General features: G+C 61.4%; 22 protein-coding genes, 2 tRNA genes, 3 rRNA genes and 1 pseudogene (1 of these 28 only partly in view). 9 read left to right on the top strand and 19 right to left on the bottom strand.

Annotated elements, in window-relative coordinates; genetic code table 11:
- The first annotated feature begins 44 nt into the window (after positions 1-44).
- The 7 genes from VXM67_RS23505 (at position 45) to VXM67_RS23535 (ending at position 7,439) form a co-directional block, all read left to right on the top strand.
- Positions 45-1,247 (top strand): ABC transporter substrate-binding protein, encoded by a 1,203-nt coding sequence (locus VXM67_RS23505; protein ID WP_023382452.1) that lies wholly within the window; start codon positions 45-47, stop codon positions 1,245-1,247.
- A gap of 65 nt (positions 1,248-1,312) precedes the next feature.
- A complete protein-coding gene (locus VXM67_RS23510) occupies positions 1,313-2,173 on the top strand; it encodes a branched-chain amino acid ABC transporter permease (RefSeq protein WP_023382453.1) in 861 nt (286 codons plus the stop codon).
- Position 2,174: 1 nt separating this feature from the next.
- Entirely contained in the window at positions 2,175-3,194 is a 1,020-nt protein-coding gene (locus tag VXM67_RS23515) for a branched-chain amino acid ABC transporter permease (RefSeq protein ID WP_023382454.1), read from the top strand.
- Positions 3,194-3,946: an ABC transporter ATP-binding protein gene (locus tag VXM67_RS23520; RefSeq protein WP_023382455.1), complete on the top strand. Its 753-nt coding sequence runs from the start codon at positions 3,194-3,196 to the stop codon at positions 3,944-3,946. The genes VXM67_RS23515 and VXM67_RS23520 overlap by 1 nt, the downstream gene beginning before the upstream one ends.
- Positions 3,946-4,641: an ABC transporter ATP-binding protein gene (locus VXM67_RS23525; protein WP_023382456.1), complete on the top strand. Its 696-nt coding sequence runs from the start codon at positions 3,946-3,948 to the stop codon at positions 4,639-4,641. The genes VXM67_RS23520 and VXM67_RS23525 overlap by 1 nt, the downstream gene beginning before the upstream one ends.
- A 100-nt stretch (positions 4,642-4,741) precedes the next feature.
- Positions 4,742-6,019: a Zn-dependent hydrolase gene (locus VXM67_RS23530; protein ID WP_367237407.1), complete on the top strand. Its 1,278-nt coding sequence runs from the start codon at positions 4,742-4,744 to the stop codon at positions 6,017-6,019.
- Position 6,020: 1 nt separating this feature from the next.
- Entirely contained in the window at positions 6,021-7,439 is a 1,419-nt protein-coding gene (locus VXM67_RS23535; protein ID WP_367237408.1) for an amidase, read from the top strand.
- 92 nt (positions 7,440-7,531) lie between these two features.
- Here VXM67_RS23535 and thiO read toward each other — a convergent pair whose 3' ends face one another.
- The 5 genes from thiO to VXM67_RS23560 are packed head-to-tail and all read right to left on the bottom strand — an operon-like array spanning position 7,532 to position 10,393.
- Positions 7,532-8,629 carry a glycine oxidase ThiO gene (thiO, locus tag VXM67_RS23540; RefSeq protein WP_023382459.1) on the bottom strand — a complete coding sequence of 366 codons (1,098 nt, stop codon included), beginning with the start codon at positions 8,627-8,629 and terminating at the stop codon, positions 7,532-7,534.
- Between the two features lie 55 nt (positions 8,630-8,684).
- Positions 8,685-9,074: a type IV pilin protein gene (locus VXM67_RS23545; RefSeq protein ID WP_023382460.1), complete on the bottom strand. Its 390-nt coding sequence runs from the start codon at positions 9,072-9,074 to the stop codon at positions 8,685-8,687.
- A gap of 1 nt (position 9,075) precedes the next feature.
- Positions 9,076-9,549 (bottom strand): hypothetical protein, encoded by a 474-nt coding sequence (locus tag VXM67_RS23550; protein ID WP_367237409.1) that lies wholly within the window; start codon positions 9,547-9,549, stop codon positions 9,076-9,078.
- A complete protein-coding gene (locus tag VXM67_RS23555; protein WP_023382462.1) occupies positions 9,546-10,199 on the bottom strand; it encodes a PilW family protein in 654 nt (217 codons plus the stop codon). The genes VXM67_RS23550 and VXM67_RS23555 overlap by 4 nt, the downstream gene beginning before the upstream one ends.
- The gene (locus VXM67_RS23560) at positions 10,196-10,393 is read right to left on the bottom strand and encodes a prepilin-type N-terminal cleavage/methylation domain-containing protein (protein WP_027907756.1); all 198 of its coding nucleotides are present in this window, start codon (positions 10,391-10,393) and stop codon (positions 10,196-10,198) included. The genes VXM67_RS23555 and VXM67_RS23560 overlap by 4 nt, the downstream gene beginning before the upstream one ends.
- Before the next feature lie 111 nt (positions 10,394-10,504).
- Between VXM67_RS23560 and VXM67_RS23565 the strand changes: the two genes are divergently transcribed.
- A complete protein-coding gene (locus VXM67_RS23565; protein ID WP_027907755.1) occupies positions 10,505-10,996 on the top strand; it encodes a GspH/FimT family pseudopilin in 492 nt (163 codons plus the stop codon).
- Here VXM67_RS23565 and ispH read toward each other — a convergent pair whose 3' ends face one another.
- The 6 genes and pseudogenes from ispH to murJ form a co-directional block, all read right to left on the bottom strand.
- Positions 10,997-11,944 carry a 4-hydroxy-3-methylbut-2-enyl diphosphate reductase gene (ispH, locus tag VXM67_RS23570; protein WP_023382465.1) on the bottom strand — a complete coding sequence of 316 codons (948 nt, stop codon included), beginning with the start codon at positions 11,942-11,944 and terminating at the stop codon, positions 10,997-10,999.
- 14 nt (positions 11,945-11,958) lie between these two features.
- The gene (fkpB, locus tag VXM67_RS23575; RefSeq protein WP_023382466.1) at positions 11,959-12,396 is read right to left on the bottom strand and encodes an FKBP-type peptidyl-prolyl cis-trans isomerase; all 438 of its coding nucleotides are present in this window, start codon (positions 12,394-12,396) and stop codon (positions 11,959-11,961) included.
- Positions 12,389-12,904: a signal peptidase II gene (gene lspA / locus VXM67_RS23580; RefSeq protein ID WP_023382467.1), complete on the bottom strand. Its 516-nt coding sequence runs from the start codon at positions 12,902-12,904 to the stop codon at positions 12,389-12,391. The genes fkpB and lspA overlap by 8 nt, the downstream gene beginning before the upstream one ends.
- Positions 12,897-15,727 (bottom strand): annotated as a pseudogene (gene ileS / locus VXM67_RS23585) (isoleucine--tRNA ligase). The gene lspA and the pseudogene ileS overlap by 8 nt, the downstream one beginning before the upstream one ends.
- Complete coding sequence (ribF, locus tag VXM67_RS23590; RefSeq protein WP_023382469.1) at positions 15,724-16,674, bottom strand: bifunctional riboflavin kinase/FAD synthetase; 951 nt, start codon at positions 16,672-16,674, stop codon at positions 15,724-15,726. The pseudogene ileS and the gene ribF overlap by 4 nt, the downstream one beginning before the upstream one ends.
- 118 nt (positions 16,675-16,792) lie before the next feature.
- A complete protein-coding gene (murJ, locus tag VXM67_RS23595) occupies positions 16,793-18,331 on the bottom strand; it encodes a murein biosynthesis integral membrane protein MurJ (RefSeq protein ID WP_023382470.1) in 1,539 nt (512 codons plus the stop codon).
- Between the two features lie 250 nt (positions 18,332-18,581).
- On the opposite strand from murJ, the gene rpsT reads away from it, so the two are divergent.
- Positions 18,582-18,860 carry a 30S ribosomal protein S20 gene (gene rpsT, locus VXM67_RS23600; RefSeq protein WP_023382471.1) on the top strand — a complete coding sequence of 93 codons (279 nt, stop codon included), beginning with the start codon at positions 18,582-18,584 and terminating at the stop codon, positions 18,858-18,860.
- A gap of 126 nt (positions 18,861-18,986) precedes the next feature.
- Here the strand turns inward: rpsT and VXM67_RS23605 are convergent, their stop codons facing one another.
- From VXM67_RS23605 to VXM67_RS23640, 8 genes are all read right to left on the bottom strand, one after another.
- The gene (locus tag VXM67_RS23605; protein ID WP_023382472.1) at positions 18,987-21,287 is read right to left on the bottom strand and encodes an MlaD family protein; all 2,301 of its coding nucleotides are present in this window, start codon (positions 21,285-21,287) and stop codon (positions 18,987-18,989) included.
- Positions 21,280-21,903, bottom strand: coding sequence for a paraquat-inducible protein A (locus VXM67_RS23610; RefSeq protein WP_023382473.1), 624 nt, complete (start codon positions 21,901-21,903; stop codon positions 21,280-21,282). The genes VXM67_RS23605 and VXM67_RS23610 overlap by 8 nt, the downstream gene beginning before the upstream one ends.
- Positions 21,890-22,549 carry a paraquat-inducible protein A gene (locus VXM67_RS23615; RefSeq protein ID WP_027907754.1) on the bottom strand — a complete coding sequence of 220 codons (660 nt, stop codon included), beginning with the start codon at positions 22,547-22,549 and terminating at the stop codon, positions 21,890-21,892. Before VXM67_RS23615 ends, VXM67_RS23610 begins: the two co-directional genes overlap by 14 nt.
- 148 nt (positions 22,550-22,697) lie before the next feature.
- Positions 22,698-22,813: ribosomal RNA gene (rrf, locus tag VXM67_RS23620) — 5S ribosomal RNA — on the bottom strand.
- Between the two features lie 130 nt (positions 22,814-22,943).
- Positions 22,944-25,835 (bottom strand): 23S ribosomal RNA (locus VXM67_RS23625).
- 233 nt (positions 25,836-26,068) lie between these two features.
- A tRNA-Ala gene (locus tag VXM67_RS23630) sits at positions 26,069-26,144 on the bottom strand.
- Positions 26,145-26,150: 6 nt separating this feature from the next.
- A tRNA-Ile gene (locus VXM67_RS23635) sits at positions 26,151-26,227 on the bottom strand.
- Positions 26,228-26,304: 77 nt separating this feature from the next.
- Positions 26,305-26,444 (bottom strand): 16S ribosomal RNA (locus tag VXM67_RS23640); it runs 1,397 nt beyond the window's last position.
- The 16S, 23S and 5S rRNA genes sit together here with 2 tRNA genes alongside, the layout of an rRNA operon.

Raw genomic sequence — 26,444 nt, forward strand, 5'->3', positions numbered from 1 at the left:
GTCATTGCCACTCCTGCCTAATAACCAGAACCAAGGAGTTACCCATGCAAAGACGTACCCTGCTCAAGGCAGGCCTTGCCCTGGGTGCCCTAGGAGGCCTCCCCTTGGGGGCGCACCGGGCATTCGCCGACCAACCGCTGACCTTCTATGGGCTCAAGTCCATGTCTGGGGCCTTCGCCAGCTACGGCAAGTACGCCGACATGGGCTCGCGTCTGGCCATCGCCGAGTACCCACAGTTGCTCGGTCACCCGCTCAAGTACAAGGTCATAGACACCGAAGGCAACGCCGGTAAAGCGGTGCGCAAGGTGCAGGAAGCCATCGGCCAGGACGGCGCGCGCTTCTTCCAGGGCTGTACGCTGTCGTCCTCGGCATTGGCGGTGTCGAAGGAAATCCACAAGGCCGGCGGCGTGTTCATGACGCCAGTAGGCGCCGACGAAATCACCGGCAAGGACTGCAATGCCTCGACCTTCCGATGGTCAGTGCCCACCTACGGCGCTATCCGCGAAACATTGGTGCCGATGATCCGCCAGCTGCCGCAGGCCAAGCGCTGGTACACCATCACCCCGCAATACGTGTTCGGCGATGCCCTGCTGGACAACGCCCGCAAGGTATTCTCCGAGTTCGGCGTCGAACACATCGGTAATAGCTACCACTCGCTGCAGGAGCAGGAGTTCTCCGGGTACCTGACCAACGCCATCGCCGCCAAACCCGATGTGCTGGTGCTGCTCAACTTCGGTAGCCAGGCATCCAATGCACTGCGCCAAGCGGTGAACTTCGGCATCAAGGACCGCATGAGCGTGCTGATGGTGTGGTCAGCGGGCCTGGACCAGTTCCAAGAGTTGGGCAGCGACGTGCTCGAAGGCGTCTATCTGGGCGCTCAGTACTGGCATCAGGTCGACACGCCGCTGAACAAGCAACTGGTCGCAGCCACCCGTAAAGCCTACGGCATCAACCCCAATTACCCGTTGGCGGCCGACTACATCGGTACCAAGGTCATGCTCGAAGCGATCATCAAGGCCGGCAGCCTCGAAGGCGCCGCGGTGTCCGCCGCACTCCAGGGCATGCGCTTCCAAGGCCCGACAGGCGATGAACTGATCCGCCCGGGTGACCACCAGGTGCTCAAGGATTACTACCTGCTGCGCGGCAAGCCCCAAGGGCAGATGCGCGACGAGGACGACCTGGCCGAAGTCATCAGCTCGGGGCGCTCGTTCATCGAGGTCGACCACACCGGTTGCGCCCTGGCCTGAAGCCAAGGCGTTAGTCAAACACACTCGTACAGGCAGCCGCACCGCGCGCTGTCGAGGGCACGCTCATGCTCGATTTGTACCTGTTCCAACTGCTCAACGGCCTGGGCCTGGGGATGATCTACTTTCTCATCGCCGTCGGCCTGACGATCATTTTCGGCTTGCTGAACTTCGTCAACTTCGCCCATGGCGCGTTCTTTCTGCTGGGGGCCTACCTGTGCTACACCGCCGTGGCTGTTACCGGCAACTTCTGGCTGGCGCTGCTGATCGCGCCGCTGGTGGTGGCCGCGCTGGCCTGGGCGGTGGAGCGCCTGCTGATCAAGCGCATCTACCACTTGCCGCACACCTTCCAGATCCTCGTCACCCTCGGCATCGCGCTGATCATCCAGGAAGCCTCGGTGCTGATCTGGGGCCCAGTGGGCAAGAACATCGCCGTGCCGCCGGAACTGCGCGGGGTGCTGATCCTCGGTGACTTCATCTACCCCTACTACCGCCTGTTCCTGATCGGTTTCGCTGCCCTGATCGGCCTTGGCTTGTGGCTTCTGCTGGAGCGCACCCGCTTCGGCGCCTTGGTTCGGGCCGGCAGCGAGAGCACCGAAACCGTATCGCTGCTGGGCACCAACATCTTCCGCCTGTTCTCTTTGACCTTCGCCCTGGGCGTGGGCCTGGCCGGCGTGGCGGGCGTCCTTTTCGCTCCGCTGCGGGGTGCCCAGCCTTTCGTCGGCCCGGAAATCCTCGGCATCGCCTTCGTGGTGGTGGTGATCGGCGGCATGGGCTCGTTCGGCGGTGCGCTGGTCGGCGGCCTGCTGGTGGGTGTGGTGCAAAGCATGATGACCAGCCTCTGGCCGCAAGGCGCCAGCCTGATGATCTATGGCGCCATGGCCGCGGTCATCCTGGTCCGTCCTTATGGCCTGTTCGGGAGAGCGTGAGATGAGCGAGAAAAACCCATTACCCGTTGCCAAGGGCCGCGCGCCAGCTCTGCTGTCGCTGGTCGTCGCCAGCCTGGTTGCGCTGCCGCTGCTGCTGCCGTCGGCCACCCTGGCAACCGAGATCCTGATCTTTGCCCTGGCAGCGCTGGCCTGCAACCTGCTGCTCGGTTACACCGGCCTGCTCTCTTTCGGCCAGGGCATCTTCTTCGGCGCCGGTGCCTACGGTGCGGCGCTATTGATGATTCACCTGCAGTGGGGGCTGTTCGCCGCCCTGCTCGGCGCAGCCTTGTTCGGCGCCTTCCTGGCGCTGCTGGTGGGGGCCCTGGCGATTCGCCGCAAAGGCATCTACTTCGTCATGCTGACCCTGGCCTTCAGCCAGATGGCCTACTTCCTGGCCTACACCCTCAGCGGTTGGACCGGCGGTGACAATGGCCTGCTCGACGTGCCACGCCCGAACATCGAAATGGCCGGCCACGTGCTGGTGGACCTGGGCGACCCTCGGCACTTCTACGTGTTCGTCGCGGTGCTGTTCCTGCTGATCTTCGCCGGTGCCCTGCGGGTAATCCGCTCGCCATTCGGCAGCACCCTGCTGGCCATCCGTGAGAACGAAACCCGCGCCGCGGCCATTGGCTACGACATCCGACACTTCAAGATCCTCGTTTTCATGCTGTCGGGTGCCATAACCGGCATCGCCGGTGCGCTGTACGCCATGCTGCTGCATTTTGCGCCGCTGTCGAACATCGACCTGATGATGAGCGAGAACATCCTGATCATGACCATCGTCGGCGGCACCGGCTCGCTGTTCGGCTCACTGCTCGGCGCTGGCGCCATCGTGTTGCTGGGCGATGTGCTGTCGGAGCTGTGGCCACGCTGGCTGATGTTGCTGGGGGTGATCCTGATCCTGGTGGTGGTCTTCATGCGCGGCGGCCTGTGGGGCGGTCTGGCCGAGTTGGGCAAGCGCCTGCTGGCGCCACGCAGTGCCAGCGACAAACCCCAGGCCAACACCAAGGAGACCCTGTGATGAGCGACTACCTTCTGCAAACCCGCCAGCTGGAGCTGGCCTATGGGCCGTTCAAGGCGGTCGCAGGCGTTGACCTCAAAGTGAGCGCCGGCACCATTCATACCGTCATCGGCCCCAACGGCGCTGGCAAGACCAGCCTGTTCCACTGCCTGACCGGTGAGCGTCAGGCCACCGGCGGCCAGATCCTGTTCAACGGCCAGGACATCGTCCGCAAACCCTCCCACGGCCGCGTTGCGCTGGGCATGGCGCGCTCGTTCCAGCTCACCAGCCTGTTCCAGAACCTGTCGGTTCGCGAGAACCTGCGCCTGGCCGCCCAAGGCCGCGACGGCCTGGGTGCGCTGAACTTCTGGCGCAGCGTCGAGCACAAGCGTAGCCATTGGGACACCGCCGACCAGGTGCTCGAGCGCCTGAAACTCACGGCCCGCGCCGAGACGCTGGCCGGCGAGCTGTCGCACGGCCAGCAGCGGGTACTGGAAGTCGGCATGTCGATCTGCGCCAGGCCCACCCTGCTGATGCTCGACGAGCCCACGTCGGGCATGGGCATCGACGATATCCCGGTCATGACAGCATTGATCAGCGACCTTGGGCGCGACCACACCGTGCTGCTGATCGAACACAACATGAGCATCGTCATGTCGATCAGCCAGCGCATCACCGTGATGAGCCACGGCCAGATACTGGTCGAAGGTACCCCTGAACAGGTGCGCAACGACGAACGCGTACGCACCGCTTACCTTGGAGAGGCCGCCTGATGCTCAACGTCGACTCGATCCACTCCTATTACGACAAGAGCCATGTGCTCGAAGGCGTCTCGCTCAAGGTCGAGGCCGGCGAGCTCGTGACCTTGCTTGGGCGCAACGGTGCCGGCAAGACCACTACCCTGCGCAGCATCCTCGGCATCGTCCGCCCGCGTCAGGGGCAGATCACCTTCAACGGCCAGCAACTGGTTGGCCGCGAGATCTTCGATATCGCCCGGCTCGGCATCGCCTTGGTGCCCGAGCACCGTGGCATCTTCCGCCAGCTCAGCGTGGAGGAAAACCTCAAGATCGCCCTGCGCAAGGACAGCCGTTGGCAGCTTGAGGATGTGTACAGCATGTTCCCGCGCCTCAAGGAACGGCGCCGCAACGGCGGTTTTGCCCTTTCCGGTGGTGAGCAGCAGATGCTGGCCATCGCCCGTGCGCTGCTCAACGACCCCAAGCTTCTGATCCTCGACGAACCCACCGAAGGTCTGGCCCCGGTGATCGTCGACGAACTGGTGAAAATCCTGCGACGGATCAAGGACGAAGGCCTGTCGATCCTGCTGGTGGAACAGAACCTGATGGTCTGCGACGCCCTCGCCGACCGTCACTACGTGCTCGAACAGGGCCGCGTGGCCTATCAGGGTAGCGCTGCGCAGTTTCGCGAAGACCCGAGCATCAAGAACCGTTACCTGGCCTTGAGCGCCTGACTGTGGGTTGTGTGTACCGGCTCTTTCGACGGGACCCGGCGCAGGCCACACAGCACACCGCCATTGAATTGACCATGTTTTGCTTCAGGAGAGATGAACCATGAACACCCGCATCGATCCCTCGCAGCACCTGCTCGGCCAGGGTTCGCTGGTCAGCCGCGACCGCCTCTGGCAATCGCTGATGGACCTGGCACGACTGGGTGCCACCGCCAAGGGCGGTGTCTGCCGCCTGGCCTTGACCGACCTTGACCGTCAAGCCCGCGACCTGTTCGTGCGCTGGTGCGAGGAAGCCGGCTGTACCGTCAGCATCGACGCCATCGGCAACATCTTCGCCCGCCGCCCCGGGCGCAACCCGGCGCTGCCACCGGTGATGACCGGTAGCCATATCGATACACAGCCCACCGGGGGCAAGTTCGATGGGTGCTACGGGGTCATGGCTGGCCTTGAAGTGATCCGTACCCTGAACGACCTCGACCTGAGCACCGAAGCCCCCTTGGAAGTGGTGGTATGGACCAACGAAGAAGGCTCACGCTTCCCACCGTGCATGATGGGCTCTGGCGTGTTTGCCGGTAAGTTCGGCCTGCAGGAAACCCTGGAAAAGATCGACGACCAGGGCCTGTCGGTTGGCGCCGAGCTTCAGCGCATCGGCTATGCCGGCCCGCGCGCGCCCACCGGGCATGCCGTTGGCGCCTATTTCGAAGCGCATATCGAGCAGGGCCCGATCCTGGAAGACCAACGCACCACCATCGGTGTGGTCCAGGGCTGTCTGGGGCAGAAATGGTTCGATCTGGTGCTGACCGGCGTCGAAGCCCATGCCGGCCCCACCCCGATGCACCTGCGCAAGGACGCACTGGTCGGCGCCGCCGAAGTGGTGGCGGCGGTCAACCGCGCGGCCCATGCACACCAGCCTCACGCTTGCGGCACGGTCGGTTGCCTGACCCTGCACCCCGGCTCGCGCAATGTCATTCCCGGCCAGGTACAGATGACCATCGACCTGCGTCATCTCGACCCCGACCACCTCGCCAGCATGGTGGGCGAAGTACGTGCCGCCATCGAAGCCAGTGCAGCGAAACACGGCCTGAGCTATGAACTGACACCGACCGCGGACTTCCCACCGCTGTACTTCGCCGAGCAATGCGTCGATGCCGTGCGCCAGGGAGCCCGCGCCCTGGGGCTAAGCCACATGGACATTGTCAGCGGCGCCGGCCACGACGCGATCTTCCTGGCCGAACTGGGGCCGGCCGGTATGATCTTCGTACCGTGCGAAGGTGGCATCAGCCACAACGAGATCGAAAATGCCGCACCACAGGACCTGGCCGATGGCTGCGATGTCCTGCTGCGCGCCATGTTCCAGGCTGCCAATCCAGGAGCCCGCTGAGATGACCGAGAAAACCGCGATTGGCGAGTTCACCGCCGTCGAACTGCTGGAGCTGTACCAACGCCGGCAGTTGTCACCGGTCGAGGTGGTCGACGATGTGCTGACGCGCATCGACCTGCACAACCCGGTAGTCAATGCCTACTGCCATGTCGACGGCGAGGGGGCCCGCGCCGCGGCCCGCGCCAGCGAACGACGGTGGCTGCGGGGTGAGCCCTGTGGCCGGCTGGATGGCGTGCCTGCCTCGATCAAGGACCTGACCCTGACCTCTGGCATGCCCACGCGCAAGGGTTCGCGCACCACGTCGGCTGCAGGCCCATGGGAAGTTGATGCGCCCTTCACCGCCTTCATGCGCGAAGCCGGCGCGGTGCTGGTGGGCAAGACCACTACGCCGGAGTTCGGCTGGAAGGGGGTCACCGACAATCCGCTGTATGGCATCACTCGTAACCCCTGGGATACCCGGCTGACCGCTGGCGGATCATCCGGCGGCGCCGCGGCGGCTGCCGCGCTGAACCTGGGCGTGCTGCACCAAGGAAGCGATGCCGGTGGCTCGATCCGTATCCCCTGTGCCTTTACCGGTACATTCGGCATCAAGCCAACGTTCGGCTATGTACCGCAATGGCCGGCCAGCGCCATGACCGTCCTCTCGCACTTGGGGCCGATGACGCGCACGGTCGACGACTCGGTGCTGATGCTCGACTGCGTCGCCCGACCCGATGCGCGCGACGGGCTGGCAGGCGCACCACGCCAGACGCCGTGGCTGGGTCAGGATCAGGACCTTGGCCACCTGCGCATCGCCTACAGCGCCGATTTCGGGTATGTGAACGTCGACCCGCAGATCCAGGCGTTGGTGGCACAGGCGGTGAAGCGCCTGGCTCGGTTGGGGGCGCAGGTCGAAGCAGTCGACCCAGGATTCGACGACCCGCTGGAAACCTTCAATACGCTGTGGTTTGCCGGAGCTGCACGGTTGGCCAGCGCGTTCAGCGATGAGCAGCGAGCCCTGCTTGACCCTGGGCTGCGGTGGATCGCCGAACAGGGTGCGCGAATCAACCTGAGCGAATACACCCAGGCACTGGAGGCCCGGGCGGATCTGATCGCGAAGATGAATGCCTTCCATCAGCGCTATGACGTGCTGGTAACGCCCATGTTGCCGCTGGTGGCATTCGAGGCGGGGCACAATGTGCCGCCTGGGTCAGGGATGGCGCAATGGATGGAATGGACGCCGTTCAGCTACCCCTTCAACCTGACTCAGCAGCCCGCGGCCTCCATACCGTGCGGGTTTACCCGCGAGGGGTTGCCCGTCGGGCTGCAAGTGGTTGCCGGGCGGTTTGCCGATGAGCACGTGCTGCGGGTGTGCAAGGTGTATGAGCAGCATTATCCAAGCCGGCACCTTCAGGTGCCGCTGACAGGCTGCAATGGCTGATGGCTTGGCCGGCGCATCGCCGGCCAGCCAACGCCCACAAGGAGCGCGCGGAGCCCGAGAAGATCCCGGGCCGCATGCGGCCCAGCGCACGATCAGCCAAGGCGCCCCGCCGGCGCATAGGGCGCCGGGTCGATAATCGGCTCGGCCCCTGTCAGCAGATCGGTGAACAGTTGGCACGATGCCGGCGCCAGCACCAGCCCGTTGCGATAATGCCCGCAATTGAGCCACAGCCCATCATGCCCCGGCACCCGCCCGATGTATGGGATGCCTTCCGGTGAGCCTGGCCGCAAACCGGCCCAGTGCCCCACGACCTCGGCATCTGCCAGCGCCGGTAGCAACTCCACCGCCGAAGCCTTCAGGCTTTCCAGTGCCTCTGGCGTTGGCGTCTTGTCGTAACCGGCATGCTCCAGCGTACTGCCCACCAGAATGTGCCCATCACGTCGTGGAATTGCATAACGCCCCTTGGCCAGTACCATGCTGGGCAGGAAATCGGCGGCGCACTTGAAGAGGATCATCTGCCCCTTCACCGGTTCCACCGGCAAGGTCAGGCCCAGGGTGCCGAGCAGGTCGCCACTCCAGGCGCCAGCGCTGAGTACCACGTCATCGGCCTCGATCACCCCGTCAGCGGTCCGTACGCCTGTCACGCACCCGCTTTCTTGACGGAACCCTGTGATCTGGCAATGCTCGCGCATTGTCACGTTGGGCAGCGCCAGCAATGCCGCCTTGAGCGACTTCACCAGGCGAGGATTACGCACGTTGGCTACACCGGCCATGTAGATGGCCCGCTTGAAACCAGGCCCCATGACCGGGACCGCGTCGTAGGCAGCCGAGATGTCGACGGCACTGAGCGGGCGGCCCGCGCGCTGAGCCCAAGCCAAAGCTTCAGCTTCGTCGTCCAGGTCGAGCCAGTACAGGCCGGTGGTGTGAACTTCCGGGTCCAATCCAGTGCTGGCGAACAGACGCTCGCCAAGCTGTGGATAAAAGTCCTGCGACCAGTGCGCCAAGGCGGTGACCGCCGGGCTGTAGCGCCACGGGTACAGCGGCGAGACGATACCGCCACCGGCCCAGGACGACTCGCGGCCAACCTCGCCCTGGTCACAGACCACTACCTGGCCGACTTTCTCCGCCAGGTTGAACGCCGTCAGCAGGCCGATCACTCCGCCGCCAACAACCACTACTCGTTTGCTCATCTGTCGATCCAAACACCTGAAGTAAATCCGCGATGCACCCGGCATCATTCAACCTTCAGCTTCCCCAACAGCGTTCAGCGTCGCCGGACGCGCCGGGGTTGGCGCGCACACCGGCCTGGTCGAGCTGGAAATCGCCACAGCGATCAACGGCCATCAGGCCGCTCGGCAGCCGGCGTGCCAACAGCGTGAAGGTGTCGCTGCCACGTTGGGCGTGCAGCCTGTAGTGACGATTCCCGTCAGGTAACCGGGGGTCGCCCTCGGCATACTGGCCAGTAAGCGCACGATGACGCTCCAGGCGCAGGGCGGCTTCGTGCAGCAGGCCAACCACTTCGCTGCGTGCGGCTCGCCTGAGCTGGTCGCTGTAACTGGGGTAGGCAATGGCTGCCAGAATGCCGGTCACGGCCAGGACAATCAACAACTCGATCAGGCTCAAACCTTGCTGCATGTCAGTCCCGCCTCAGTCTCTGCCGCCAAAGGATGCGCTGCGGTACCTGCCCGTGAGCGGCTGGCACAGCGTAGACCGCCTCCACCACTTGCCTTGACTCGCTCTGGCGACTGACGGCGGTCACCCTGTACAACGTGACTTCCTCGCCCTCTGCGCGGTGGGCGGCACGGGTACTCGCGCCCAGATTCTGAAGCTGAAAGTAGCCGCTCTCGGTGCCTTGCCATGACCCCTGCAGCTCGTGCGGGCGCGAAGGGGGCTGGCAGTCCTTGCACAATGCAGGTGGCGCGCGCTCCAGCTCGGCTTCGGCGAACTGCAGGGTGGTCTCCACTTGTTCCAGCGCCTGCAGGCCATCGCGCAGGTAACCGGTCATGCGCGTCTCCAACAGCGCATCGCGCAAGGCCGACGCTGCAATCAGGGCAAGTAGCAGGCTCAGCACCAACGCCAGCAACAGCACCATGCCGCGTTGGCGTTTCATGATTCGTCCACCGGGTTGCGTACCGCAACGGTCAGTGCGTAACGCTGCTCGATACCCAAGGTTGGCTCGTACAGCGCCAGCTGGATATCCACCCGCCCTCCGCCAAGCGCTGGCACATGGACCAAGCGCAGTTCGCGCACGTGGTTGACCAGAGGCTGGAAGTTTCGGCTGTTGGCGCGCTTGAAGACCAACGTCGTGCCTTCAAGCCGGTAGCTGTGGCGGCTGATCGGAAACGCCAAAGGAAGCTGGTCGTTGCCCTCGCGCGCGCGATGCACCTGTACCTGTTCGATGCAATCGGTGCGAAGGGTCCAGTTCGGTATTCCGGTGTATCCAGGCAACTCGGCCACGACCAGGTCGAGGCTGGATGTACCGACTTGCAACGGCTGGGCGAAGGCCTGGATCGCCTCTGGTGCCTTGAAGTCGCCAGGTTGCGCTCGCAGACACCCGAACATGCCGGCCATGCGTATGCTTTGCGCCATGTGCAGCAGTGCAAACCGGGCATCGTCCTGCATATGGACCGCCGCGCCTTGCAGGCGCCAGGCCTGATGCGCGGCGACGAACACCTGGCTGACCGCCGCCAGGCACATCAGCCCGATGGCAAGCGCCAGCATCACTTCGAGCAGGCCGAAGCCTCCTTGCTCGCGGCTCATGGCTGCCTGCCCTGGACCCTACCCCGCTCGTGCTCGCTGTGCGCGCTCAACGCGGCCTGCCCCTCGTGGCGGGCGCTTTCGGTGGCTTGCATCGCTCGCAACTGCGATGCGGCCGCAGCGAACATGCTCAACGACACCACCACCACGGCCAACAGCACTTCCAACAGCGTCATCCCCTGATCCCTCGTGCGCATCCGTGCACCTCCTGCGACTTTTCCCCCTGAAGAGCGCGAACTTGGCCGACTGGACCTTGCCGCCATCGACCTTGAAGCTAAAGCGAAGCACTTCCGGGGGAGGAATGCACGGTGCGGCAACAAGGGGCAACACTGATACAAATGATGTTCGCGTTGGCGCTCGCGGCGGTGCTTACGCAACTGGGCATGCCTGCCTACATCAACATGACCGATGACCTGCATCGCTCGGCAGCCGCACGGGACCTCTTGCAAGGCTTGCGTAGCGCTCGCAGCCATGCGCTTCTGCAAAGCCGTGCGGTGGCGATTCAACCGTTGGACAGTGACTGGGGGACAGGTTGGCGAATCGTGCTCGCTGACAACGAACAAGTGCTGCGGGAACATCGCCTGGCGCGACCGCTGCGGGTCGTGGCGAGTACGAGCAGAGAGGTGGTATTCAGCGAGATCGGCATCGCGCAGGGGCGCAATGCCAGTCTGCAAGGGATAACGCTGGAGGTGTGCAGACGGGTTGCCGAAAGCACACCCTATCGGGTCATCGTGGCACCGAGCGGTCGGGTCAGGCTGACGACAGACGAACCCGACCGACCCGCTTGCCAGGCCAGCTGATCAGATCAGCGAGCGAACCCGCAGCTCCTTGGGCATCGAGAAGGTGATGTTCTCTTCGCGTCCATCGAGCTCTTCGGCACCGGTCGCGCCCCAGGACCTGAGCTGCTCGATCACGCCACGCACCAGCACCTCCGGCGCCGAAGCACCCGCGGTAATGCCGATGCGGGCCATGCCGTCGAACCAGGCACGTTGCAGGTCTTCGGCACCATCGATCAGGTAGGCCGGTGTGCCCATGCGCTCTGCCAACTCGCGCAGGCGGTTGGAGTTGGAGCTGTTGGGGCTCCCCACCACCAGCACCACATCACACTCGTCGGCCAATTGCTTGACCGCGTCCTGGCGGTTCTGGGTCGCGTAGCAGATGTCATCCTTGCGCGGGCCGCCAATGTTCGGGAAGCGCGCGCGCAGGGCGTCGATCACACGGCTGGTATCGTCCATCGACAGGGTCGTCTGGGTCACGAAGGCCAGGTGATCGGGGTTGCGCACTTGCAGCCTGGCCACATCGTTCTCGTCTTCGACAAGGTAGATGGAGCCGCCATTGCTGGGATCGTACTGCCCCATGGTGCCTTCGACTTCCGGGTGACCGGCGTGGCCGATGAGGATGCACTCACGGCCATCGCGGCTGTACTTGGCCACCTCGATGTGGACCTTGGTCACCAGCGGGCAGGTGGCGTCGAACACCTTCAGGCCACGGCCGGCAGCTTCCTGGCGCACCGCCTGGGAGACGCCATGGGCGCTGAAAATGACGATCACGTCATCCGGCACCTGGTCCAGCTCTTCGACGAAGACGGCGCCACGGTTGCGCAGGTCTTCGACGACGAACTTGTTGTGCACCACTTCGTGACGCACGTAGATCGGTGGGCCGAAGACTTCCAGGGCGCGGTTGACGATCTCGATCGCCCGGTCGACCCCCGCGCAGAAGCCGCGCGGGTTGGCGAGTTTGATTTGCATGCTCGGCTCCAGGCTCAAAGCGCCTTGACCTCGAGGATTTCCACCTCGAAGTTAAGGGTCTTGCCAGCCAGTGGGTGATTGAAGTCGATGGTCACCTGGTCGTCATCGAACGCTTTGACCACACCCGGCAGCTCGGTGTTGGCGGCGTCGTTGAAGATGACCAACAGCCCTTCGGACAACTCCATGCCCTCGAACTGAGACCGCGGCATGACCTGCACGTTCTGCGGGTTGGGCTGGCCGAAGGCATTCTCCGGGGCCACGACGACCGTGCGCTTGTCGCCGGCCTTGAAGCCGAACAGCGCATTTTCAAAACCAGGCAGCAGGTTGCCATCACCGACCTTGAAGGTCGCCGGGGCCTTGTCGAAGGTGCTGTCGACGGTGTCGCCGTTTTCCAGGTGCAGCGCGAAGTGCAGGGTCACTTCGGTGTTCTGGCCGATACGGGTTTCAGTCATGGACAGCTTCCTCGGACTTCTTGCTCTTGAACATATCCAGCGCCAGCATCACCGCACCGACGGTAATGGCGCTGTCGGCCAGGTTGAAGGCCGGGAAATAGTAACGGTTCTGCCAGTGCACCAGGATGAAGTCGACCACATGGCCGAGCACGATCCGGTCGTACAGGTTGCCCAGCGCACCGCCAAGCACCAGCGACAGGGCCACCGCCAGCCAGGTCTCGCTGCGCCCCAGGCGCTTGAGCCAGACTACCAGCACGGCACTGACCACCACGGCGATGAGGGCGAACAGCCAGCGCTGCCAGCCCGAACTTTCCGCCAGGAAGCTGAATGCTGCGCCGGTGTTGTAGGCCAGGGTCCAGCTGAAGTAGTCGGGAATGACGACGATCTGTTGGTACAGGCTCAACTTGCCTTCGAAGTACACCTTGGTGACCTGGTCAAGGACCAGGACCACCAGGCTGAGCCAGAGCCAGGCAAGGCGCCCGAAGCGCCCCGCTGCAGGGTTAGGCATAGTGGCGCACCTCACCCGAACCGCTCAGGTTGTCGACGCAACGGCCGCAGATTTCCGGATGCTCCGGGTGGCTGCCGACGTCAGCGCGGAAATGCCAGCAACGGCCGCACTTGGCGTGACCGGACTTGACCACTTTCAGCTTGAGGCCTTCGACTTCGGTTGCAACGGCATCCGCCGGTGCCTGGACGAACGGCACGACGCTGGCCGCCGAGGTGATCAGCACGAAGCGCAGCTCGTCGCCCAGCTTGGCCAGGTCGGCGCTGAGGGCGTCCTCGGCGTACAGGGTAACTTCCGCCTGCAGGTTGCCGCCGATGACCTTGGCCGAACGCTGGTTCTCCAGCTCCTTGTTGACCGCTGCCTTGACCGCCATGACGCGATCCCAATAAGCGCGGTCCAGCTCGGTGCCTTCCGGCAGCTCGCTCAGGCCTTCGTACCAGCCATTGAGCATCACCGACTCGTTACGCTCGCCTGGCAGGTACTGCCAGATCTCGTCGGCAGTGAAGGCCAGGATCGGGGCGATCCAGCGCACCAGCGCCTCGCTGATATGGTAGAGCGCGGTCTGGCAGGAACGACGGGCGACACTGTTGGCGCCGGTGGTGTACTGGCGATCCTTGATGATGTCGAGGTAGAAACCACCCAGCTCCTGGACGCAGAAGTTGTGAACCTTGGAGTAGACGTTCCAGAAGCGGTACTCGCTGTAGTTCTCTTCCAGCTCGCGCTGCAGCAGCAGGGTGCGGTCAACCGCCCAACGGTCCAGTGCGATCATGTCTTCCGGGGCCAGCAGGTCGCGGGCCGGGTCGAAACCGGACAGGTTGGAAAGCAGGAAGCGCGCGGTGTTGCGGATGCGGCGGTAGGCATCAGCGCTGCGCTGCAGGATCTGCTCGGAAACAGCCATTTCACCGGAGTAGTCGGTGGCGGCTACCCACAGGCGCAGGATGTCGGCGCCCAGGGTGTTGTTGACCTTTTCCGGCTCGATGGTGTTGCCCAGCGACTTGGACATCTTGCGGCCGTTCTCGTCCACGGTGAAGCCGTGGGTCAGCAGCTCGCGGTACGGCGCGTGGTTGTCGATGGCGCAACCGGTCAGCAAGGACGAGTGGAACCAGCCCCGGTGCTGGTCGGAACCTTCCAGGTACAGGTCGGCGCGCGGGCCAGTGGAATGACCGATGTCGTGGGAGCCACGCAGCACGTGCCAGTGGGTGGTGCCCGAGTCGAACCACACGTCCAGGGTATCGGCGATCTTGTCGTACTGGCCGGCTTCTTCACCCAGCAGCTCGGCGGCGTCCAGCTTGAACCACGCCTCGATGCCTTCTTTCTCGACGCGCTTGGCCACTTCTTCCATCAGCTCGACGGTACGTGGGTGCAGCTCGCCGGTCTGCTTGTGCAGGAAGAACGGAATCGGCACGCCCCAGTTGCGCTGACGCGAGATGCACCAGTCCGGGCGGTTGGCGATCATCGCGTGCAGGCGCGCCTGGCCCAGGCCGGGACGAACTTGGTGTCCTCGATGGCCTTGAGCGCGCGCTCGCGCAGCGGCTGGCCTGTGGTTGGCTGCTTGTCCATGCCGACGAACCATTGCGCGGTGGCGCGGTAGATCAGCGGAGTCTTGTGGCGCCAGCAGTGCATGTAGCTGTGGCTGATGGTTTCGGTGTGCATCAGCGCACCGACTTCGCTCAGCTTCTCGACGATGGCCGGGTTGGCCTTCCAGATGAACTGACCGCCGAAGAATTCCAGCGAGTCGACATACACACCGTTGCTTTGCACCGGTGTGAGGATGTCGTCGTTGACCATGCCGTAGCGCTTGCAGGTGACGAAGTCGTCTTCACCGTAGGCTGGCGAGGAGTGAACCACACCGGTACCGGCGCCCAGTTCGACGTAGTCGGCCAGGTAGATCGGCGACAGGCGGTCGTAGAACGGGTGACGGAAGTTGATCAGTTCCAGGGCCGAACCCTGGGCGGTAGCCAGCACCGTGCCTTCCAGGTTGTAGCGCTTGAGGCACGACTCGACCAATTCTTCGGCCAGCACCAGCAGGCGCTCGCCGGTATCGACCAGGGCGTACTTGAACTCCGGGTGGATGTTCAGCGCCTGGTTGGCAGGGATGGTCCACGGGGTGGTGGTCCAGATCACGATGGCAGCGGGCTTGGCCAGCGCCGACAGGCCGAAGGCGGCGGCCAGCTTGTCGGCGTCGGCAACCGGGAAGGCCACATCGATGGTCTGGGACTTCTTGTCGGCGTACTCGACCTCGGCTTCTGCAAGTGCAGAACCGCAATCGAAACACCAGTTAACCGGCTTGAGGCCCTTGAACACGAAACCTTGCTTGACCATTTCGGCCAGGGCGCGGATTTCACCGGCCTCGTTGGCGAAGTTCATGGTCTTGTAGGGGTTGTCCCAGTCACCCAGCACGCCAAGGCGGATGAACTCGGTCTTCTGCCCTTCGATCTGCTCGGCGGCGTACTCTCGGCACAGCTCGCGGGTGCGGTCGGCCGACAGGTGCTTGCCGTGGGTGACCTCGACCTTGTGCTCGATCGGCAGACCGTGGCAGTCCCAACCCGGCACGTATGGCGCATCGAAGCCTGCCAGGGTCTTGGAACGGACGATCATGTCCTTGAGGATCTTGTTCAGCGCATGACCGATGTGAATCTTGCCGTTGGCATAGGGCGGGCCGTCGTGCAGGACGAACTTCGGACGGTCCTTGCCAATTTCGCGCAGCTTCTGGTACAGGCCAATGCTGTCCCAGCGCTGCAGAATCTGCGGTTCGCGCTGAGGCAGGCCGGCCTTCATCGGGAAGGCGGTGTCCGGAAGGTTTAGCGTGGCTTTGTAGTCGGTCATTTCAGGCTCTTCGTTAGCGGTTGAGCGTGCCAATGTGCACGTGCGGCGGCGATGTCCGCGTCGATCGCCGACTTCAGCGCCTCCAGGGAGGCGAAACGCTGCTCTTCACGCAGCTTGTGGTGGAATTCCACCGTCAGGCGCCGGCCATACAGATCGCCGGCATAATCCAGCAGATGAATCTCGAGGTGCGGGCGCCCGTCACCGGATACGGTGGGGCGCACGCCAATGTTGCCAACGCCCGGCCAGGCCTTGCCGTCGATCTCGATACTGGCCAGGTAGACCCCGGACAGCGGCACGCGGCGGCGCTTGAGCTGGATGTTGGCGGTTGGGGTGCCAAGCTGGCGCGCCAGCTTCTGGCCATGCAATACCCGCCCGGTGATGCTGTACGGGCGGCCCAGCAGGTGTTCGGCCAGTTCGAAGTTGGCCTCGGACAACGCCTTGCGCACCTCGGTGCTGCTGACGCGCAGGCCGTCCTGAATCACGGTGTTGGCCGCCTCGACGGTGAAGCCGTAGCGGTGACCTGCCTCAACCAGGAAGGCGAAATCGCCGGCGCGGTCGCAGCCGAAGCGGAAGTCATCGCCCACTTCCAGATGCTTCACGCCAAGACCATCGACCAGGATCGCCTTGACGAAGGCCTCGGCGCTGAGCTGGCTCAGACGTTGGTTGAAAGACAGGCATAGAACGCGGTCAATACCTTCGCCAGCCAGCAGCTCGACCTTGTCGCGCAGGCGTGCCAGGCGCGCGGGCGCGGTGTCCGGGGCGAAGTATTCGCGAGGCTGAGGCTCGAAGACCACCACGCAAGTGGGCAGGCCCATGGCCTGGCCGCGCTCGCGCAGGCGCGCCAGGATTGCCTGGTGGCCACGGTGAACCCCGTCGAAGTTGCCAATGGTGGCGACACAGCCCCGGTGCTCGGGGCGCAGGTTGTGAAGACCTCGAACCAGCTGCATAACGCGCTTCTTGCTCATAAAGTGGCCGATTATAACCACACCCGGGCGCTGGTGACAGGCAACAGCGCCAAGGGGTGGCGTGGAATGCGAAAAACCGACGCCTGACCCGCCTTCAGCTTCAATGCAGGGCCTTGCGGGCGAAATGCCGGGGCCGGAAACCACACAGGTACAGGCAACCGAAATAGGTCACCACCCCCGCCAGGATCAATGCCCCCAGGCGTACGAAACGTTCGAGCATGCCGCCCAGCTCCCAGGCTGGCAGGTAATGCATGCCCACCAGCAACACCGCCGACATCAGCGTCACCGCCAACACCAGCTTGAACAGGAACATGGCCCAGCCTGGCTGCGGCTGGAACAATTGCTGGCTGCGCAGCTTCCAGAACAGCAGTCCGGCATTGAGGCAGGCGCCAAGGCTGATGGCCAGGGCCAGGCCGGCATGCTTGAGGGGGCCGATCAGCGCCAGGTTGAACAGCTGGGTGCAGACCAGGGTGAAAATGGCGATCTTCACCGGTGTCCGGATATTCTGCTGCGCATAGAAGCCAGGTGCCAGCACCTTGACCAGAATGATCGCCAGCAAGCCCACGGAATAGGCGATGAGCGCACGCTGGGTCATGGCCGCATCGAAGGCGCTGAACTTGCCGTACTGGAACAGTGCCACGGTCAGCGGCTCGGCCAGGATCGCCAGGGCCAGGGTGCAGGGCAGCACCAGCAGGAAGCACAGTCGCAGGCCCCAGTCGAGAATGCGCGAATACTCTTCGCGGTCCTTGTTGGCGTAGGTCTTGGCCAGGGTCGGCAGCAGGATGGTGCCCAACGCGACGCCCAGCACGCCTGACGGCAGTTCCATGAGGCGGTCGGCGTAGTACATCCACGACACCGAGCCGGCCACCAGGAAGGACGCGAAGATGGTGTTGATGATCAGCGAGATCTGGCTGACCGACACCCCCAGGATGGCCGGCAGCATCTGCTTGAGCACGCGCCAGACGCCCGTGTCGCGCAGGTTGAGGCGCGGCAGCACGAGCATGCCGATCTTCTTCAGCGCCGGCAGCTGGTAGACGAGTTGCGCCAGGCCGCCGGCCAGTACCCCCCAGGCCAGCGCCATGATGGGCGGGTCGAAATACGGCGTCAGCAGCAACGCGAAGGCGATCATCGCCACGTTCAGCAAGGTCGGGGTGAACGCCGGGACGGAGAAACGGTTCCAGGTATTGAGGATCGCGCCGGCCAGGGACGACAACGAGATCAACAGTATATAAGGAAAGGTCACGCGCAGCAGGTCGGTGGTCAGCTGGTACTTCTCGGGGCTGTCGACGAACCCGGGCGCGGTTGCCCACACCACCCAGGGCGCGGCGAGGATGCCGACGGCGGTGACCAGCGCCAAGGCCAGGGTCAGCAGGCCACTGACATAGGCGATGAAGGTGCGGGTCGCCTCCTCGCCCTGTTGAGTCTTGTACTCGGCCAGGATCGGCACGAAGGCTTGCGAGAATGCGCCCTCGGCGAAAATGCGTCGCAGCAGGTTGGGCAGCTTGAAGGCGATGAAGAAGGCGTCGGTGGCGATACCAGCGCCAAACACACGCGCCAGGATGGTGTCACGAACGAAGCCCAGTACCCTGGAAATCATGGTGATGGAGCTGACAGCGGCGAGGGATTTGAGCAGGTTCATCGAAAAGTTTCACGCCAAGGGCAGAGGACGCTGCCAGACAGCGTCCGAATGTGCGATACTCCCGCGCCTTCGCATGGGAGCCAAAAATTCCCGAGTTTACAGGTCGCGCAGCAGAAAGGAATATTTCCCTCTTGTTGGCGCACCGCTCGGCGGAACCCTGCAGGTGGCCTTGACATCCGCTCGACTGATCGGCATGATTCGCGGCCTATTTTGTTTGCTATTTACCTAAAGTCTTTCGAGGAGCTCGACGGTGGCCAACACACCTTCCGCCAAGAAACGTGCAAAACAGGCTGAGAAGCGTCGCAGCCACAACGCCAGCCTGCGTTCCATGGTCCGCACCTACATCAAGAATGTAGTCAAAGCCATCGACGCAAAAGACGCCGAAAAAGCGCAAGCCGCCTACATCCTGGCTGTGCCTGTAATCGACCGTATGGCCGACAAGGGCATCATCCACAAGAACAAGGCTGCTCGCCACAAAGGCCGTCTGAATGGCCACATCAAGGCGCTGAAAGAAGCTGCAGCTGCCTAAGCGACGCGCTTGTCGAAAAACCGACCCTAGGGTCGGTTTTTTATTGCCTGCGATTTGTGCTTCCGCAATCGCCGGTTCGCTGGCAATCAGTGGGGGCCGCACGCGGCCCCGCCTGAGAAATGCCCCTTACTTGGCAATCTGGATCTTGGGCGCCCATTGCAGCCATTCATCCTCGGCCTTGTCGAACAAGGCAAAGGTCTGCTGAGGCCGGGCTGGGGTGCCCATCTGTTCGCCATCCGGTGTCGCGAAGGCGATACCGCCATCGATCAGCGTCTCCACCGACTCGGTCCGCACCGTGGCGCCTTTGAACAGACCCCAATCGAAGCCAAAGCCGCTGCTGTTCCAGAATCGGCTGCCACTGCGTACCAAGGCGGCGTAGCGAGGCTCGATCAGGATATGGATCAGCACCCGGTCGGCATTCTGCCCAAGCTCGAAGCCGGTGACCTTGCCTACCGCCACTTCACGGTAGGTGACAGGTACGCCCGGCTTGATAGACCCACGGCGGGGCGCGCTCAGGGTCAGGGGCAAGCCGACTTCCGGCTCCGTGAACGCCGGGGCATCGGCCAGTGCAATGAAATCACGCTGCGGCCCCTTGTCCTTGGCTGCCGGCAGCACTTCCAGGTATTGCCCACCTACCAGGGTATCCAGGTTCTCGGTGCGTACGAGACCAAGTGAAGGCTTGACCACCCAGAACTGAGTACCGACACGGGCAATGCGGTCGGCTGCTTCGGTAATGCGCGCACGCAGCAGCACTGCTTGCAGGTCAGCAGTCAGGTCGACACTCTCGACACTGCCCACATCCAGGCCACGGAAGCGAATCGCGGTACCAGGCTTCAAGCCATCGGCCCGGGTGACACGGATGGTCACCAAGGTGCCGGCACGATTCACTGCCTCCTGGCTCTCATGCAGGCGGAAACGTGGAATCCGGCGTTTGAGCGCCACGTTCGCAACCGGTGTGTCGAATGCGATACCGCCGGCCATCAGCGTCTGCAGTGACTCGCTCTTGATCTTGATGCCCGACAGCCCTCCGGTCAGCGTGATACCGCTGACGTTCCAGAATCGGGACGAGCCGTTTACCAGGTTCTGGTACTCCTGCTCGATATGCACGCCAATCAGGATGCGATTGCTGTTACGGGCAAACTGGTAGCTCTGCACGCTACCGACCTTGACCTGGCGGTACATCACCGGGCTGCCGATTTCGAGCGATCCCAAGGTATCGGCGAACAGCACCATGTGCAGGCCTGGGGATTTCAGGTCGAGCGGTGGCGCCTTGGGCCTGGCCTCGAACTCGCGCAGAGGCTTGGCCCCCTTCTCGCCCGGACGAATCGCGATGTAGTTACCTTTGACCAATGCTTCCAGGCCGGTGATGCCGGCCAGGGAGATCGACGGCTTGACCACCCAGAACTGCGTGCCTTCTACCAGGTAGTCCTCGGCCAGCGGGTCGAGTGTCAGCTCGGCCGTGGCACTGCCCAGGTTGTCTTCCATCTTCAGGGCCTTGAGCGAACCGACCTGGATCCCCTTGTACATCACGGGCGTGCGCCCGGCCTGCAAGCCTTCATAGTCGGTGAGCTTGACCTTGATCCGTATTCCCGCCTGGGCTGCATCGAAGTCCTCGTACAGACGGAATGGCAGGCTCGGATCGGTGGGCGGGCTGTCCTTGCGGTATTCCGGTGTGGCGAAGGCAATCCCCCCGGCCACGATACTGGACAGCGACTCGCTGCGCACCTTCACGCCAGACAGGTCAGCGTCGATGCTGATGCCACTGGCATTCCAGAACCGCGTGTGCTTTCGCACCAGGCTGGCATAAGCCGGTTCGATGAACACTTTGATCTCGACGGTTTCCTGATCCTCGGACAAGCGGTAGCTCTTTACCCGACCCACCTGGATCTGCTTATAGAACACGGGGCTGTCACGGTTGAGCGAACCCAGCCGTTCGGCTTTGAGGGTAAGGTGCAGGCCTGGCTCGGAGTCCGACAGCGGCGGCGCCACTTTCAGCGCAGTGAAGCGCTTGGTGCGCTCACCCTCGCCTGGGCTCACCGCGATGTAGTTACCGGACACCAGTGTCTCAAGGCCGGAAATACCTGCCAGGCTGACACTGGGCTTGACCAGCCAGAAGCGCGTGCCTTTATTCAGATGAGGCTGGGCGGCCTTGTTCATCTCAATGGTGGCGATGACACCTTGGTTCTCGCCCTTGGCATCGAGCACCAGGCTCTTCACCTTGCCGACGGGCATGCCCTTGTAGATGACTTCGGTCTTGTTGGCGACGATTCCTTCCCCGCTCTCGAATCGAACTTCGATTTCAACACCCGCATCGCGATAGGCCTGCCAAGCCAACCAGCCACCGATCAGCAAGGCGATCAGCGGCAAAATCCAGATAGCCGACCAGTTCGAAGCTGGTCGGGTTCTAGCCGTAGGCACGTCACTCATGGTCGTCATCCGACTCCGTGTTATCCCAGATCAGTCGGGGATCAAAAGTTAAAGCTGCGAGCATCGTCAGGATCACCACACTGGCAAATGCAACGGCGCCCAAGTTGGCTTCGACACTGGCGATACGCCCGAAATTCACCACGGCCACTAATATGGCAATGACGAAGATATCGAGCATGGACCAGCGCCCAATGAATTCGATGAAGCGGTACATCAGGATCCTTTGTCGCGCTGACAAGGGCTGGTGACGCTGCACCGAGTACAGCAGCAGGCCGATACCCACCAACTTGAAGGTGGGTACCAAAATGCTGGCAATGAACACCACGGCGGCAATTGGCAGCATGCCGTGCTGCAGCAGGGTAATAACACCGGACATGATGGTGTCGGGGCTACCCTGCCCAAGCGTGCTGACGGTCATGATCGGCAGCATGTTCGCCGGAATGTAGAGGATCGACGCAGTGATCAGCAGCGCCCAAGTGCGCACGATACTGTTTGGCCGACGCGCATGCACGACCGCACCACACCGCGTGCAGGTCTGCGAAGTACTGTCGGCCTCCTGGCGGTTCAACTCATGGCATTCATTACAGACCAGGATGCCTGCATCAATCGCCCGCATGGAGATCCTCCCCGGAAAGTGCGCTCCAGATCTGGTGTGGAGACATCACCACTTCGAGCCAGACCTGTATCAGCAAAAGACTGATAAAGCAGAACAGGCCAAGCCCTACGGTAAGCTCGGCCAGGTCGACGAGCTTGACGATCGCCACCAGCACGCCCATGAAATAGACCTCGAGCATGCCCCAATCTCGCAAATGATGATAAATGCGATAGAACAGCAAACCGTAGCTGCGCCCTACGTCGAGGCGAATGCTCAACAGCACCAGCAACTGACACAGTAATTTCACCGCAGGGATGGCCATGCTGCAGAGGAAGACCACCACTGCCACACCCCGCATTTGCGAATTGTACAGACCCACCACACCTGTCCAGACGGTGTCATCGGAGGTCTGCCCAAGCAGGTGCAACTGCATGATCGGCAGGAAGTTGGCGGGCACGTAGAGCAACAAAGCTGTCAGCACCAGGGCCAGGCTGCGGTTGACCACGTTATGACGGTGAGCGTACAGCTCATATCCACAGCGCGGGCACTGAGCCTTTTCGTCTCGCTGCAGTACCGGCTTGCGCATCAACAGGTCGCATTCATGACAGGCGACGAGCTCTTTAAGGGGGAGTCGATCTAGCGCTTCAGGTTCTAAAGGGTTGGGCATACAGAGCTCTGAATGGGTACGTCGGCTCTATTCTAGTGATCTGGCTGCAAATGTGGGAGGCGACTAATGCGGGGGACACGCGTGCGCGACTGCGCCAGAAAGACAAAACCCCTACCTGCTCGCGCAGATAGGGGTTTTGCGAAATGAATCTTGACGATGACCTACTCTCACATGGGGAAACCCCACACTACCATCGGCGATGCATCGTTTCACTACTGAGTTCGGGATGGGATCAGGTGGTTCCAATGCTCTATGGTCGTCAAGAAATTCTGTTGCCAGAATGTCGTGTAAACACTCTTGGCCAATTCGGATATGTGAATTTGTGGTCTTGCGAACTTTCGGTCGTTTCGTCTTCACCACCGCAATCTGCGTCGGCAAATTGCTTGGGTGTTATATGGTCAAGCCTCACGGGCAATTAGTATTGGTTAGCTCAACGCCTCACAGCGCTTACACACCCAACCTATCAACGTCGTAGTCTTCGACGGCCCTTTAGGGAACTCAAGGTTCCAGTGAGATCTCATCTTGAGGCAAGTTTCCCGCTTAGATGCTTTCAGCGGTTATCTCTTCCGAACATAGCTACCCGGCAATGCCACTGGCGTGACAACCGGAACACCAGAGGTTCGTCCACTCCGGTCCTCTCGTACTAGGAGCAGCCCCTCTCAAATCTCAAACGTCCACGGCAGATAGGGACCGAACTGTCTCACGACGTTCTAAACCCAGCTCGCGTACCACTTTAAATGGCGAACAGCCATACCCTTGGGACCGGCTTCAGCCCCAGGATGTGATGAGCCGACATCGAGGTGCCAAACACCGCCGTCGATATGAACTCTTGGGCGGTATCAGCCTGTTATCCCCGGAGTACCTTTTATCCGTTGAGCGATGGCCCTTCCATACAGAACCACCGGATCACTAAGACCTACTTTCGTACCTGCTCGACGTGTTTGTCTCGCAGTCAAGCGCGCTTTTGCCTTTATACTCTGCGACCGATTTCCGACCGGTCTGAGCGCACCTTCGTACTCCTCCGTTACTCTTTGGGAGGAGACCGCCCCAGTCAAACTACCCACCATACACTGTCCTCGATCCGGATAACGGACCTGAGTTAGAACCTCAAAGTTGCCAGGGTGGTATTTCAAGAATGGCTCCATGAGAACTGGCGTCCCCACTTCAAAGCCTCCCACCTATCCTACACAAGCAAATTCAAAGTCCAGTGCAAAGCTATAGTAAAGGTTCACGGGGTCTTTCCGTCTAGCCGCGGATACACTGCATCTTCACAGCGATTTCAATTTCACTGAGTCTCGGGTGGAGACAGCGCCGCCATCGTTACGCCATTCGTGCAGGTCGGAACTTACCCGACAAGGAATTTCGCTACCTTAGGACCGTTATAGTTACGGCCGCCGTTTACCGGGGCTTCGATCAAGAGCTTCGCTTGCGCTAACCCCATCAATTAACCTTCCGGCACCGGGCAGGCGTCACACCCTATACGTCCACTTTCGTGTTTGCAGAGTGCTGTGTTTTTAATAAACAGTCGCAGCGGCCTGGTATCTTCGACCGACATGGGCTTACGGAGCAAGTCCTTCACCCTCGTCGGCGCACCTTCTCCCGAAGTTACGGTGCCATTTTGCCTAGTTCCTTCACCCGAGTTCTCTCAAGCGCCTTGGTATTCTCTACCCGACCACCTGTGTCGGTTTGGGGTACGGTTCCCAGTTATCTGAAGCTTAGGAGCTTTTCTTGGAAGCATGGCATCAACCACTTCGTCGCCTAAAGGCAACTCGTCATCAGCTCTCGGCCTTGAGATCCCGGATTTGCCTAAGATCTCAGCCTACCACCTTAAACTTGGACAACCAACGCCAAGCTGGCCTAGCCTTCTCCGTCCCTCCATCGCAATAACTGGAAGTACAGGAATATTAACCTGTTTTCCATCGACTACGCTTTTCAGCCTCGCCTTAGGGACCGACTAACCCTGCGTCGATTAACGTTGCGCAGGAAACCTTGGTCTTTCGGCGTGGGAGTTTTTCACTCCCATTGTCGTTACTCATGTCAGCATTCGCACTTCTGATACCTCCAGCAAGCTTCTCAACTCACCTTCACAGGCTTACAGAACGCTCCTCTACCGCGTCATCAAAGATGACACCCGTAGCTTCGGTGCATGGTTTGAGCCCCGTTACATCTTCCGCGCAGGCCGACTCGACTAGTGAGCTATTACGCTTTCTTTAAAGGATGGCTGCTTCTAAGCCAACCTCCTAGCTGTCTAAGCCTTCCCACATCGTTTCCCACTTAACCATGACTTTGGGACCTTAGCTGACGGTCTGGGTTGTTTCCCTTTTCACGACGGACGTTAGCACCCGCCGTGTGTCTCCCATGCTCGGCACTTCCAGGTATTCGGAGTTTGCATCGGTTTGGTAAGTCGGGATGACCCCCTAGCCGAAACAGTGCTCTACCCCCTGGAGTGATACATGAGGCGCTACCTAAATAGCTTTCGAGGAGAACCAGCTATCTCCGAGCTTGATTAGCCTTTCACTCCGATCCACAGGTCATCCGCTAACTTTTCAACGGTAGTCGGTTCGGTCCTCCAGTCAGTGTTACCTAACCTTCAACCTGCCCATGGATAGATCGCCCGGTTTCGGGTCTATACCCAGCGACTAAACGCCCTATTAAGACTCGCTTTCGCTACGCCTCCCCTATTCGGTTAAGCTCGCCACTGAATATAAGTCGCTGACCCATTATACAAAAGGTACGCAGTCACCTAACAAAGTAGGCTCCCACTGCTTGTACGCATACGGTTTCAGGTTCTATTTCACTCCCCTCTCCGGGGTTCTTTTCGCCTTTCCCTCACGGTACTGGTTCACTATCGGTCAGTCAGTAGTATTTAGCCTTGGAGGATGGTCCCCCCATGTTCAGACAAAGTTTCTCGTGCTCCGTCCTACTCGATTTCATTGACAAGAGATTTTCGTGTACGGGGCTATCACCCACTATGGCCGCACTTTCCAGAGCGTTCCACTAATCTCAAATCAACTTAAGGGCTGGTCCCCGTTCGCTCGCCACTACTAAGGGAATCTCGGTTGATTTCTTTTCCTCAGGGTACTTAGATGTTTCAGTTCCCCTGGTTCGCCTCTTGCACCTATGTATTCAGTACAAGATAACCAGCTTATGCTGGCTGGGTTCCCCCATTCAGAGATCTCTGGATCACAGTCTGTTTGCCGACTCCCCAAAGCTTATCGCAGGCTACCACGTCTTTCATCGCCTCTGACTGCCAAGGCATCCACCGTATGCGCTTCTTCACTTGACCATATAACCCCAAGCAATCTGGTTATACTGTGAAGACGACATTCGCCGAAAATTCGCATGTTGCTCAATTAAGAGCAGAACTCACAAATTTTACCTTAGCCTGACATCACACCAGTGAAAGTGCGTGTCAGTCTATCTATCACATATCCGAATTTTTAAAGAACGATCTGACAAAAGTCAGAAATCAACATTCGATTTGAATGCTCATTTCTAAGTTCTGATCAAGTAAGCGAGTGGTGGAGCCAAGCGGGATCGAACCGCTGACCTCCTGCGTGCAAGGCAGGCGCTCTCCCAGCTGAGCTATGGCCCCGCATATTGGTAGGTCTGGGCAGATTTGAACTGCCGACCTCACCCTTATCAGGGGTGCGCTCTAACCAACTGAGCTACAGACCTATATAGGGTCTTGATCGTCTTCGACAATGAATCAAGCAATTCGTGTGGGAGCTCATCAGTAGGCTGATGTCGTCGATTAAGGAGGTGATCCAGCCGCAGGTTCCCCTACGGCTACCTTGTTACGACTTCACCCCAGTCATGAATCACACCGTGGTAACCGTCCTCCCGAAGGTTAGACTAGCTACTTCTGGTGCAACCCACTCCCATGGTGTGACGG

This window comes from Pseudomonas sp. Rh2 (assembly GCF_040762985.1).
GTDB lineage: Bacteria > Pseudomonadota > Gammaproteobacteria > Pseudomonadales > Pseudomonadaceae > Aquipseudomonas > Aquipseudomonas taiwanensis.